Raw genomic sequence first — 15,072 nt, forward strand, 5'->3', positions numbered from 1 at the left:
CTGAGAATATTGCAATTGAGTTTGTTTGAAAGATGGCCATTGTCTGATCTGCCCAGCCAGCCTGACATTTTACAGCAGCTCTTCGGCGAACAATTTCTCGATCATTGCTGAAACCAATTGCGTTATCAACCCGGCTTTTCAATCAAATCTCCTCTTCTATTATTTTGGAAAGGGTTTTCCCGAGGATTTCAACGTTGGGTGTTGACAACATTGTGTAATGATCTCCTGGTATCTGAATCACTTCGACACCATCTACTGCCAGACGTTCCCATCCCAGGCATGGATCCTCACTGTCATTTGCCTCCGCTTTCAAAAGTATAATTCTGCCATTGAACGGCTCGGGCTCATAGCACAAAGCACGTGCATGTGCGTTGCAGACCTTAATGAATCGATTGCACTGTTCTGTGTTGAACCCCGCAGGAACTTTTCCTTCTGCCCTTGCCGTTTCAGTTAAATAGGCCAGCTTCATCTCAAAACTTTTCATATTATTAAGCCGGTCAGGATCCAAGTTGATTCCGGGAGCGACGATTGATCTGATCTGTTCAAACTGATTAATGCTTCCGCTTGAAAGAGCATGGTGGCTAACACCGTTCATTCCAGGGGCATTGGAATCCAGCAGAATGAGTACTGAACGTTTTTGGTCTTTTTCCATTCGCCTGGCTATTTCAAAGGCGACACTACCACCAAAGGACCAGCCCATCAAAATACATGAAGAATCTGGATAGAGCCCTCGGATGTGCTGTTTATACACTTGAGCCATTTCCCCTATGTCTGCAAAGGGCGTTGAGTCGGTTTCAGTTCCTTTGGCCTGAATCCCGTAAAACGGATAGTTGCTGTTTATATGGTCAGCCAGATCCTGGTATTGAAAAACTGTTCCACCTAGAGGGTGGACACAGAAGAGAGGTGGTCGATTGCCAGTTTTCCTGAAGGACACAATCGGTGTCCATTCTGGAGCCTTCCCTGCATCAACAAGACTTGCCAGCCCCTCAATAGTTGGGTGATCAAACAGGCTCACCAGGGGGATTTTTTTGTTGAACTCATATTCGATACTCGTCATAAGCCTGACGGCGAGCAGCGATTGTCCTCCCGATTCAAAGAAATTATCCCTTACTCCAGCGGTTTTCACTTCCAGCACCTGCTCCCAGATCTTTTTGATACGGATTTCCGTACTGGTTCTCGGAGCCAGATACTTTGTCGGCTTCACTGCATATCGGGGTTGGTGGTGGTTACTTTTTTTGGCTACTGTTAAGAGGGAATTGGCCCCATTGGCGCTCAGCCACTTGATATCGGATACCTTCTTTCCTGAATTGGCAGGAATGCTCAGAACTATCGATCTGTACTGTTCCACCATTTGCCTGATGGTTTCCGTTTCAAAACGATCTGAATCGTATGTGAAATTGAGGGTAATCGTCGTACCCGGTGAACCGGTAACCGTAAGGGCAAAATTCGTTTTGTCATTCCCGTGGACATCTGAAAACCTGAGTTTCCTGTTGACGTAGTGACCAAAGTTTTCAACCGGATAGTTTTCAAATACGAAAATAGATTCAAACAGCGGGGCTCCCGGAGGGATATTGCTGCTGCGTTGAATATCTGCAAGTGAAGCAAAGGAATAAGGTTCTCGCCGCGCCTGGTTTTTCATCAGATCCTTTAAAAACACCATGAGATCCTGATCCGGTAATACCTTGACACGGACTGGCAGAGTATTGATAAACAGACCTACCATTGATTCAATCTCCACAACATCGGACGGTCTTACCGTTGCAGTGGCACCATAGACAATATCTGCCATATTACTGCACCGGCTCAACAATATGGCATACGCACCCTGCAGGATTGTGTTGAGTGTCAGACTTTTCTGTTGTGAGAACAGCACCAGATCTCTAGAGAGGTCTGGAGGAAAAATCAGCTTATAATCGGCATGGTTCTGGATGACTTGAAAAGATTTGGCCGGGGTCCGGTTACGATCACCCGGCAACGGCGTCGGCATGGAAAACCCTTCAAGATAGGTCTTCCAGTAATCCGTTGCCTTCTGTTTATCCTGCTGTTGCAGCCAGGAAATATATTGCCTATACGTGCCTGGGCTTGGGAGTTCCGGGGTTTGCTCACAATCCGCCGATTCATAGAAGAGGAACAGTTCCTTGAAAAAAAGAGGAGTGGACCAACCATCCATAAGGACATGATGATTGGACAGAATGAAATGATATTTGTCTTCGTCAAGCTTGTTCAAGGTGCAACGCATGACTGGTGCCCGCGAAAAATCAAAGCCAATAGCAGTATCATCTTTCACCTGTTTCTGTGTCTCGACCTTCTGCTTTTCTGGCGGGAGCGCTGTCAGGTCATTGATGACGAATGGAACCTCAACCCGCTTATTAACCACATGCAGAAACTGGCCTGACGGGCCCTGAATAAACCCTGATCTCAAGATTGAGTGACGTGCCAATACAGACTGATAGGCCTGTTTCATTCGGTCCGGATCCACCTCTCCTTCCATAATTCCACTCATTTGTACGAGGTAAAGATTGGCTTCCGTGTCGAATTGTTCATAAAAAAGCATTCCTTCCTGAATAGGAGCCAGGGGGTAAATGTCTTCAATCTGATCCTTAATATCTGTTGAACCTGGCAGCAGGGGAATTTTCCTCAAAGTGCAATCAAGGTCTTTCTGGCTGATACCGTTTAGCAGGGAAAAATCACTGGGAGTGAAGCCCTTGTTTGCCGGATCGAAACAATGCTCGATAATAGATTCAAGTCCCTGCACAAGCTCTTGGGCAAGAGATTCCATTGTTTTATCCCTGTATCGATAACAATTATAAGCAATAGAAAAAGAGAGTTTCCCATCAATGACATGCCCATTTATTTCCAGCTGATGACCACGGCTTTGAAGCGGACTCTGGTTAGGGCCAGTGTCTTCCCAGGCAGATTGAAAAATACCATCGGATTCACGATGGTGATTGAATTGACCAAGATAGTTGAAAAGAATTTCCGGTTTAGGTGTGGAGTGTGCCGGATCAGTCTTGTTGCCATAACCTGAATCAATAGTCAGATAACCAAAGGTAATTCCATTAGAAGGAATACTCCGCAGCTGCTCCTTCACGTATTGTATAATTGTGCCAATACTGGTATCTGCAGGAGACAAAACAACCGGATATATACTGGTGAACCAACCTACGGTTCTGGATAGATCCATATAATCGTCTATGGTCTCTCTACCATGGCCCTCCATATCCATGAATAGTTTGTAATTCCCGGTTATCCTTCCCATAGCCAACACGACGGCTGCAACCAATACCTCCTGAATTCTCGTATTATAAGCGTGGTGAATATCCTGCAAAAGAGCTCGCGTTGTTTGTTCCCCCAATTCAACGCGAAGCTGTGTCGTACCCCCTATTGTATTGGGAGCCTGGTTGCGTTGCTTATCAGGGTCAAGTGGTGTAATAAACCGGGCCTGCTCATGCAGCGCTGCCCAATAATCGAGATCAACAGGGGTATGTCGTGTATGTTCTGCCCACGATTCTGCCCATTGCTTGAACGAAGCAGTTTTCTGCGGAAGTTCTAACTCCTTGCCGGTTTCAAGTTGCCTGTAAGCTGTGCTGAGATCTGACAGCAGAATTCGCCAGGAAACTCCATCCACTGCAAGGTGATGGATAATGATGAGAAGCCGGCATGGTTTTTGGTCATCGTCTTTGAACAAGGCAGCCTTTACCAGATGCCCTTGGTCAATATCTATAGTTCCATGAAGTCTTTCTGTCACAGATGCCATATCCCGCATCAGGTGGTGCTCGAGCACGACATCAGAGCGATCGGTCTTGAACTCTTGCAACCATGTGTCGCCCTCTTTCTTTCTGAATGTCAGGTGTAGTGCGTCATGGTGCTGCAGGAGATGGTTCAGAGCGGTTTCCATCATTTCAGGTATAACGGTTTCCGGAATTCTGACCAGTGCAGACTGGTTATAATGGTGTAGATCATGTCCGGCATGAGAGAAGAAGGCCTGCTGGATCGGAGTGAGTGGCACACTGCCTGTAACGGCTTCCTGGTCTGGTTGGACCATGGTTACCTTGTCAGCAACACGGGCAAGTTCGTGGATGGTCTGGAACTCAAATAACTGTTTAACTGAAAAAGACAACCCCTGCTGTTTCGCCCGTGCCGCGATCTGGATACTGATTATCGAGTCTCCACCGAGCTGGAAAAAGTTATCGTGGATGCCGGGTTTTTCTATGCCGAGTACCTGCTCCCATATCAGTGCCAGAAGAGTTTCCTCGGGAGTGGACGGCGGCGTATATCGATGAGTTGTATCGAAAGATACGGGCTTCGGCAGCGATTTCCTGTCAATCTTCCCGTTCAGGAGCAGTGGAAAGGTTTTGATCGGGATAAAATGATTAGGGATCATGTAGTCGGGAACCCGGTCTTTCAGATAGTCCCTGAATCCAGCATACAGATCGTCTTCATTTCCGCTTGATTGAAGGATAAGATACGCCACAAGTTGCTTCTGTCCGGGACGATCCTCCCTCAACATGACAAGGCTTTCCTTGACCTCGGGGTGGTTAGAAAGTGCGGATTCGATTTCACCCGCTTCAACCCTAAAGCCACGTATTTTCAACTGATTGTCGATTCGACCGAGAAGCGCTATCGTGCCATCTGGCAGATGTCTGGCCAAATCACCGGTTCTGAACAGTGTCGCACCCTGGTTGTCAGTAAACGGATCAGCGACAAAGCCTTTAGCGGTAAGATCCGGTTGGTTCAGATATCCCCTGGAGACGCCAGCACCGCCAATAAAGAGCTCTCCCGTCATTCCTAGAGGTAAAGGAGACAGGCTGTGGGAGTCAAGCACATAGAGTCGATTGTTTGCAAACGGTCTTCCTATGGGAACCAGACTGTTTCCATCCGGATGAAAATTGCCCACTTCAAAAAACGAGCTGTCAATGGTTGCTTCTGTAACTCCGTACGAGTTTATCAGTCGGGTGGTCTCTCCGCACAGCGCCTTAATTTCCATGTATTCACTGAAATACCAGGTATCTGAACCGCAGCAGAGAACTTTCATGAAATCGAGTTTACGGCCTGTTTTTTTCAAAGAGTTGGCCAGCAGACGCAAAACAACAGGAACAAATTCAGCAAAATCAATCTGTTCGCTGGTCATCAGATGATACAGCTTTTCTGGGTCAGCCATCGTCTCTTTACGGCAGATAACCAACGTGCCTCCGGAACACAAGCCCCTTACCATGTCACCGGAAAAGACATCGAAGGTGAAATTAGCCATCTGCAGATGGGCACTCGTGCTCAGGAGATCATAGGCATCTTCCCATGCCAAATACTGGTTGACGAGGTTTCCGTTAGTAACAACGACCCCCTTCGGCTTGCCTGTAGAACCTGAAGTATATGTGATATATATACTGTTTTCAGGTCCTGCTTGTTTTCTCGGGCAGGATATAGAGGAGTCCGCAGACAGGATCTGCCTTATCTCCACGGTCCCGAGGCCATCAATCAGATAACACCCGATTGGATCACTGTGTGTCAGAATAACCTTGAGCTTTGCATCAGCTGCAATAAAACGTTTTCTCTTCTCAGGATATTCAGGATCGATGGGAACATAACAACAGCCGGCTTTTAGAATTCCTGTAATACCGATAAAGAGTTCAATTGAACGCTCCATAAGAAGGCCCACGCCATCTTCCGGCCCCAACCCTTTGCCGGCCAGATAATCAGCAATGATCTCAGCCTGCCTGTCAAGCTCAGCGTAGGTAATGCTCTGGTCATCGGCAACCACGGCAACTCTTTCAGGATAGTTGCAAGCGGCTCTCTCTATCAGATCTATTATCGTCAGGCCGGTATCAAATGACTTCTCTGAGCGGTTGAGGTCATGAATAATTGAATGGGCCTCGTGAGTTGATAGTACCTGTGCATTGCGAATTTTACATTTTTGATCAGCAAGGAAACAGTCAAGGATAGAAAGAAAATGTTCAATAACTTGATTTTGCCGAGGACGATCAAAGACGTCCGCGTGAAAATCGACTCCCATTTCCAGATCAGGTTCAGATAAATCATTGGTAATGATAAAGCCAAGGCTTTCATGGCCATGCCCCGGACCCGTCCATCCTCCGCTCACGGCAGCATCTCCGAGGACAGGGTGTGCATATTTGATAACATTTATCAGGACATCGTAGTTCGGGGCTTCATGGGGATTGCTAAGGGTATAATTGCTGTGCTGACGCATCAGGTTTATCGTGTAAGAAATTGTGTTGCATAGCGAGCTAAACGTATCGTTGTCGGAAATGGATAGCCTCAATGGGAGAGTCTGCATCAACAGGCCGATTATCTCATCATTTGCACCGGCTTTACGGTTATGGAATGGAATACCTATACTCAGATTGCGGTTTCCGCTAATCTTGTTGAGAAATACCAGGACCAGGGTTGTGGCAATATGAAGAAGTGTCACATTGAGATTTTTGGTAAAAAATGGATCTCTCTCTGCAATCTCTCGTAATTTGAGGGTGCGGTGTTCGCCGAGCCTGAAAAGGATCCGGTCTACCCGGGTAGATACCTTGCGTGGGTAATCACCATAAAACGTCAGGGGTTCATAGGGGATCTTGAACGCGTAGTCCCAGAATCTTTTATCAGCAGCGTATTGCGGAGAGCTTATATAATTCTTTTCCCAGGAGCAAAAAGATTCAAAGGTGTGTTTGCTGTTGCAACAAGGGCGCTTTCCTTCGCAAGCTGCACGATACAATGTTGAAACACGTGGTATAATGATATGGTTCCAGGACCAGCCGTCTATGACAATATGGTGAATGTTCAAAAACCAGACGTGGAAATCAGCATTCCGTTTAATGAGAACAGCATCAAAGACTGAAGCACCCAGATCAAAAACTCGGCAACTCCTCAACCTTACCCATTCCCGGAATTGAGAATCATCAATTCCAGAAAGATCGAGGTACTCACACGGTCGCGACTCTTTCCGAAGAGTCCTCTGTGGAATCCCTTCTGTGGTTTCAAAAAACCGACTCTGGAGTGCATCGCTGGTTGTCACTATCGCGTCAAAAGCGTTGATGAGGTGATGGGTCTCAATATGCCCCCTGATCTCGTACAGGTGGGGATTATTGTAGTGACGTGAATCCTGCTTTGTTGTTTGACCCAGGTACGTCAGGAGCTGGTTCTTGGTCAGGTTTGACTGAGCCAACAAAGCATCTGCGCCTTCCTTACGCTGAGACCCTGCCGGAGATCCGAAAATATCACAGGAATCCAATAGTCGATCGCAGGTCCATCCTGGCGTGGCAAGAACTGCCTGGAGAAGATGTTTGAAATCCGCAACTATCTGACGCACTGTTGCAGCCGCAAAAAGATCAGTATTGTATTCGATGCTGCCAGTGAGAGAATGGCCCTTGTTCAGCACAAAAAAAGTAAAATCATTTTTGGTGGTATGATTTTCAATTTCCAGGATCTCTACAGGGTCGAACACCTTAAACAGGTCTTCAAAATCCATGGTGATCATTGAAAAGATAACCTGGAGCAGCGGAGAGTATTGGATGTTTCTCTCAACTCCCAGTTCATCAATGAGTTTTTCAAATGGAATATCCTGGTTGTTGAGGGCATCAAGAACTGTTTGCTTGGTCGTTTCGAGAAGTTCATCGAAACTTTCTTTACCTGGGATTGTTACCCTTAGAGCGAGGGTATTGACAAAAAAACCAATCAATTTCTCAGTCCGATCATGGTGGCGTCCTGAAACCGGAAAGCCTGTGACGATGTCCTCCCTGCCTGTATACCGAGAAAGAAGCAATGAGAAAACAGCAGCGAGAGTCATGAAAAGTGTAGCACCTTTCCGGGTTGAAAAATCACGGATCTGTCGTGCAAGGGTCTCATTGAATGTGAATGATTCAATTGCGCCGTTCGAGGTTTGAACAGAGGGCCTTGGCTTATCTGCCGGCAGTTCAAGAAGGGGGGGCAACCCATTGAGTTTTTGTTTCCAGTACGCAATTTGAGGCTTATAGAGGCTCTTTTCGAGCACATTCTTCTGCCAGGCACCATAATCAGCGTACTGGATGGGTAGTTCCGGAAGAGGAGACGGCGCATCATTTAAAAACGCAGTATAGAGTTTGGTAAATTCATTGAGCAGAACATGGATCGACCATCCGTCAGAGATGATATGGTGAATATTGAAAAAAAGAATTTGGTGCCCGGGCTCCTGTTCCATCTTCAGTATAGCTACTCGCAATAGCGATCCCTTCTCAAGATCAAAGGGGCGTTTTGCCTCCGTTGACAGGATCTGCCTGGTCTCTGCTCTTCCGTCGCAGACAAAAACGGTCACTTCCGGTTCCATTCTTTCATGGATAATCTGCACCGGGATGCCGATTTCGTTTTTAAACGTCGTTCGCAGAGCTTCATGACGGCGACAGATTTCGTCAAAAACCTTTTTGACAATGGCAGCATCCAGACTGCCGGTTATGCGCAGGGCGCATGGCATAGAATAGACAGTACTGGCACCTTCAAAGTTGTCCAGGAACCAGAGCCGGGTCTGGCCGAACGAAAGAGGAACATTACCGCTATAGTCTGATTTCCCAAGAGGTTCAATGGCCAGCTGTTGTCCGCTCAACCTTGCTTTTATTTTACTGGTAAAATCGATAAGACGCGGAGTTTGGAACAAGTCTGCCAAGGTCAGACCCAGTTGGAATGTTGTATGGATTTTGGACAGAATCTGGACTGCCAGAAGCGAATGACCGCCAGATTCAAAAAAATCTGCATTCATGCTGATATCGGCTTGGCCCAGCACATGGCTCCAGATTGCCGCCACAACAGCGTCCACCTCGTCCTTGGGGAGAGAGAGGGGGGACCGGGCTGCGGAATGTTCATATGATTCAAGTGTTTTCCTATCGATTTTTCCAGATGGCAGGCGAGGAAGCCGGTCAAGTTCGATCAACTCTCCTGGAATCATGTAGGCCGGCAGCCTGTCTCGTAAATATATTACCAGATCAGGCCGTCGGTCCTCACAAACAAAATAGGCCTTCAATGCAATGTTTCGTTCAGGTCCTTCAAAGACTACCACCGATGCTTCCAGGACATCCGGATGTGCCATAAGACAGGATTCGATTTCGCCGAGTTCTATTCTGAATCCCCTGATTTTGACCTGGTCATCAAATCTGCCTAGATATTCCAGATTACCATCTTCACGCCACCGGACACGATCTCCGGTAGCATAGCAGCGGCCATTTCGTTGCCCAGGGAAGGTGGAAATGAAAAATTTTTCCCGGGTCAATTCTGGTCTTCCAAGGTAGCCAATTGCGATACCATCTCCCCCCAGGATGAGCTCACCAGGTACCCCTGCAGGCACGAGATGACGGTCGTCATCAACGACATAGGCCTGACGCCCAGCCAGTGGACGACCAATAGGTACAGAGTGAAGAACCGCTGACTCAGCTTCTTCAGGGATCTCGTAGTGCATGGCTGTGATGGTTGTTTCTGTTGGCCCATAGGCATTAATGAGTCGGGCCTGCCTTGCAAAACGCACCCTCCACAAGTCAAGGACCCGGCTGTGCAGAACATCGCCACCTGTGATAAACAACCTCAAGGTTTCCAGTGTTCTTGAAATTTCGGCATTGTATGCTTTGAAAAATTCCTTCATGTAAGCTGGAGGAAAGTTGAGTACGGTGATGCCATAGCGCTCAACATTGTCAAGGCACTCAAGAGGAGTCCATATCGAATCATCACGTAAAACCAGGGCTGCCCCCGAAATCAGTCCGGCAAAAATCTGTTCCAATGAGGCGTCGAAGCTGAGAGATGCAAACTGCAGAATCCGGTCATACCTGCTCATCGCATAGACCTGAGCCGCATTTCTACAATGCCTGGCGATACTTCGTTTGGATACCAGTATCCCTTTAGGGTTACCCGTTGAGCCTGATGTATAAATAACGTAGGCGGGAGAGTCCGGATTCCGGACCAGGGTATGATCTGTCTCCGGGAAGCTCTGTTGCGTGAGCGTTTCCGGGCAAATGCAGACGACCTCAAGGTCTTTGAAGAGCCCTGTAGAAATGAACCGTTCCTGAGTCACCATGATACTGATACAGGAATCGTCAATCATATAAGAAATGCGCTTTTGAGGCAGTTCCGGATCAATGGGAACATAAATCGATCCTGATTTGAAAATTGCGAGCAATGCAACCATTGTTTCAATGGAGCGAGTCATGCACAATCCCGTCAGTGTGTCCGGCCCTGCTCCCTGGCGTATGAGTCTTGCTGCCACATTATTTGAATAGGTATCAAGTTCCCTGTAAGTGAGCGTCTGGTCTCCGGCAATTACGGCTATTGCCTCAGGGGTTAGTTGAGCCTGCCTGCTGAACAATTCAGGGATCAGAGTGGAATCCGCCCGGTTGGTTTCAGCAGACCGGCGCAGTTTGACAAGTCCTGCCATTTCTCTTTTTGAAATTCGGCTGATTGTCTCAATCGGCTGGTTCACATCGCTGAGAAATGCATCTAAAATTGCAGAAAAGAGGTCGATCAAGGACTGCTGCCGTCCAGAATCGAACAGGGTTTCATCAAAAACAATTTCCATTGGTATTTCTTGTTTATCCCTGTCCCAATAGAGATTGAAACCGAGGCAGGTCCCTTCTGAGCTGGTACCGCACTGCACCGCATGAACATGTTCTTCCAGGTGATCGGATGTTGGAAAGGGGCTAAATCGGATAGCTATCCGCGCCGTATCGAACACAGGAACACCAGAAGCGCATTGACTGTTGCGATCACTATCAAACGGTGCGGCCTCACTGAATTTCATCATGAGGTCGATATTGCCTTCAATTTTCCGGACAAGGGAATGGAAGGTTTCCGCGTCTGACAAGCCAATGACCAGGGGCAAGCCATTGAGGACCGATTTGTTTCTGTCTCCGGACCTGTGTTGCTGATCGGGGTGAAAGAATACATCCAGCGGCAGGCCCCTGAGACCAGTGATTTTATTCACCAATACTACAATAATCCCAGCCAGTATGTTGAAAACAGAAAGGTCCAGGTCCTTAACATCCGTCGCTCCGCGCCCCGCCTGACTCAGAAGTGCAATTGTCCTTTCCTGCCCGATTACCAATGAGCGCCGCTTGACAACTGATGGCAGGCTAAGCGGCGTTTTACCGTAGATAGATAATGGCTCGAATTTGGAATGTACTGTTTGCGCCCAGAATCGTTCAGCTTTGGTGATTGGGGCAGGTGGCCTGGCACTTTTTTCAACAAGAGCTGGCGAGCCGAAAATTGCACATTGTTCAAGCAGGGTACTGATATCGCTATCGGGTGTCCGGGTTATGGCCCCCAGCAGCAGCAGATAATCATCAATCTTCTGATCAATAGCCTCCTGACTGAACAGCCGTTGATCATAATCTACCGAAAGATAGAAAGAATCCGCTGTGCGGATAAGAGTCATATTCAGCTCTCTATCACTCTCCTGAAAAGGGAAGGGAAACGGCGACAGTTTCAGCCCGTCAATACGAAGTTCTCCCTCTCCCTCTACAGGCGCTATCAGAGGAGCCAGATCGACTTCCTTCTGAAAATTAAGGTAGTTGAACATCGTTTGTATCAGCATCGAAGGCTTGACACCTTTTTTTCTGGCCTGCGCTTGCTGTATCTTGTAAAAGGGGTAAGCCTGGTTATCCAGGGCATTGGATATCCTGGTTTCAAGACTGCTGAGGTAATCATTGTACCGGCAGGCCATTTTACTTCGTATTACCAGTGGATTAACAAGATACCCCGAGACAAGTGGGTCGATGGTCTTTCCGGAGAGAGAGATGAGGGTGCTGACCGGCATTCCAATGATCAATTCATCCTGTTCACTGTACCTGTGTAAAAGGATGGCAAATGCAGAGAATACAATTGTGTTGAAGCTGATTCCGGTTTGTTTAGAAAGAGCGCTAACCTCTTGCATGAGGTCATTGTTTATGGCAATTGAACGTGTATCAGGGCAAGGTAATATGCCATGGACTGTGCCGAAAGACCTGGGCAAAACCAGATCCGGAAGCCAGCCGTCAAGCTCCAGCTTCCAGAAAGATTCAAGGACTTTTCCTTGTGGGCTGTCCAGCAGATTCTGCTCCCACCTGACAAAATCAGAGTATTGGGAGCGGGGCATGATAAACGATGCCGTCCCCTCTCCATGGGATAATCGTTTATAGGTATCCAGCAATTCCTTGATCAGGTTGAGCAGAGACCGGCCGTCACCTGCAATATGATGCAGGACCAACAGGAAGTACTGAGTGTCGGTACCGGCAGAATAAATATTTGTTCTGATGACAGGTCCGTTAATGAGATCAAACGGATGTCTTGAATCTGAAATGAGCCTCTTTCGGATAGTCGCCTCATCTGAAACATTGAGATTCACACGATGTAATAACGCATCCCTGTGGCCATGAACGGTCTGAACAGGCGAATCATTTTCAAAGCCATAGGTTGTACGTAATATTTCATGACGGTCTATCAGCAGTTGACAGGCTTTCTCAAGGGTTGAGATATCGATTTCAGATTCAATCCTAAAAGAAAACGAGAGATTGTAATAGGAGCTTTCCGGCCGGGCAAGATAGTCAACGAACAGGGATGTCTGGCCCATGGACATTGGAAATGTTCTCTTATCCAAGGCAGCCTTCTGCCGTAACAGGGCCTCCAGTAGTTTTTTTTCTTGCTCAAGAGAGCTGTCTTTCAAATAAGATTTATTCACTGTCAGAAACACTCCATATCGGAACGTGAGTATTATTTTTACATTTGATGTCGGAAAATCTGCCCAGTCATCATTTCTGTGATTGCTTAAGGACCTCTATCATGTTCCGAATGCTCTCTTCAGACATCTGGTCCATGTCCTTGAGTTGTTCAAGCAATGACAAGGGCGGCTTTGTGTCAAGCCTTTCAGGAGCGGGGGAGGACAGTGGGTATGTTGCCAGCAGCTTCGCAGAAAATTGGTGGATACTCTCATTTTTCCTGAACCATGAAACCGGAACGGTCGCACCCAGTGCGTGCTCGATAGCAGTGTGTAATTCTACGGCCATAAGCGAATCAAAGCCCTGATTGAAAAGAGAGAGATCCGGGTCAATACTGTCGGCACCGGTGAGGGTGACCGCCTGGTTACAAATGAACCTGGTCAGTTCATTGAGCCTTTTGTCAGGTGCAATTACGGCAAGATCAATTGTTTGCAGATCTGCGTGAATCAGCTGATTCAGCTCCTGCAAAATCAGGTTATAATCACCGTTGCGGTAGGTCATTGCCAGTTTGACCCGTTGAATTTTCCCGCTGGTTGTCCTGGGAATTGAAAGGATTGGTATCACCCGTGATACAGAAATGTTAAAATTATTGGCGATCTTTTCTTTTATCTTTTTGATAACCGGAACGAATGTTTCCAGATCCTTTTTATAGGATACGAACACGACCAGTTCTTCCACGGACTTATTCTCTTCATAGACGCCACAGACAGCAACTGCCCTGCCTGCAATTTCACGGATTTCCCCAACAGCCCTCTCAAGATCATGGGGATAGAAATTCATCCCTCCGATAATAATTATCTCCTTTGATCTGCCAGTGATGACAATACGCTGGTGAGAAATAAAACCCAGGTCTCCTGTTTTGAGCCATCCGTCCGTGATAAAGGTTTCCCGTGTTGCAGCAGAGTTGTTGATGTAACCGGAAGCAATGCTGCTCCCCTTAATAACAAGATGACCGACAACCCCGTCTGCAAGTGTATTGCCACTGTCATCGCAGATTTTTGCGAGAAAACCTGGCAGGAGCTTTCCTTCATCAACATAGGCAGCGCATTTTTTATCATCAGGAGCTATTGCTGCTGCCCGGCTTCCCACTCCAAGGGATGTGATATCGAGATAATGAGTTGTAAATTCTTCACCGCAGGGAGATACCGCTACGGCGAGTGTGGCTTCTGCAAGCCCGTAACCAGGCATGAGGACATTTTTTCTCAAACCAAACATCTCCAAAGTTTCGAGAAAAGTAGTGCAGAGGGTGTTGGATATGTGTTCGGCCCCGACGACAATCAGACGGACAGGGGAAAGATCCCAGCTTTTTCCGGATGAGATTCTGGCTGCTTTGAGAAAGTGACTGAGTCCGAAATTAGGAGAACAGGTAATGGTAATCTTATGTTCGTCGACCTTGTCAAACCACAGGGAAGGATTTCGGACAAAAGCGCTGGGTGGCATAATGCAATGGGAGACTCCTGCAATCACAGGATTGAGGTGCCAGCCGATCAGGCCCATGTCATGGGTCAGCGGAAGCCAGGAAAGGTAGGAATCATCAGGACCGGTTTTTTTGGCCGCAAGGAAGGCCCGGCAGTTGTTGACCAGATTGCCATGGGACAGCACAATACCTTTGGGATCTCCGGTGGACCCGGAAGAAAACTGGATATAGGCAGTGTCTCCCTGTTCAGGGATAAGCAGAGGGGAAGTAGAGGATATATCGATGAAGTCTTCAGGAAAAATATGTTGTTGCCTCAACTGAGTCACTATCGTTTCTTGCCCATGTTCAACAAGATAGGTCACAAACTGTCGATAAACCTCTTTGTCAAATGCCGCATGGGGACTACCCAACACATGCAGCACTTTAAGGAGTTTAAGGCGATATTCATCTGTCCGTGCCAGGGTAAGGGGGACCGGAACAATATTCCCCAGAAGACATGCCCAGAAAAGGGTCAAAAACGTCTGGTTATCTTCCACCTGCAGAATAAATTGATCACCGGGACGGACACCAGCGTCATGTAAATTCGCCAGGAACATGGTCGCCCGGTGCAGCAATGTTTCATAGGAAATAAATTCTTCTTCATTTCCGCTTTGAATAAACGTTATTCCTTTGGCTGATTCCGAAGCTGCCTTCAGGTAGTGAATCAAAGTTTCAGTTTTGATAATTCTCTCCAGTATTGCTCTCTGCTGCAACTTGTAGATATGTGTAATAGTTAATCGAGTTACCAACCGAAAACCAGTCTAGTTTTACGGATATTTAACTTAATCACGCATAGGGGAGCTTGGTCAAGGTCAACTGTCCAGGAGTGTACTTACAGTTTTCTGCAACAGAGTGACACTATGCTCGTTATTATGATACACTACTGCCGAATACTTCGAGACCGGTACCTTC

At 47.3% G+C, this 15,072-nt stretch carries 2 protein-coding genes; both read right to left on the bottom strand.

The window, feature by feature from the left end:
- Positions 1-142: 142 nt before the first annotated feature.
- The gene (locus GA520_RS22215) at positions 143-12,667 is read right to left on the bottom strand and encodes a non-ribosomal peptide synthetase (protein ID WP_163335617.1); all 12,525 of its coding nucleotides are present in this window, start codon (positions 12,665-12,667) and stop codon (positions 143-145) included.
- A gap of 70 nt (positions 12,668-12,737) precedes the next feature.
- Positions 12,738-14,909, bottom strand: a complete 2,172-nt coding sequence (locus tag GA520_RS22220; RefSeq protein ID WP_163335618.1) for an AMP-binding protein — start codon at positions 14,907-14,909, stop codon at positions 12,738-12,740.
- Positions 14,910-15,072: the final 163 nt, after the last annotated feature.

The organism is Desulfopila sp. IMCC35008 (assembly GCF_010646885.2).
In the GTDB taxonomy this organism is placed as follows: domain Bacteria; phylum Desulfobacterota; class Desulfobulbia; order Desulfobulbales; family Desulfocapsaceae; genus Desulfopila.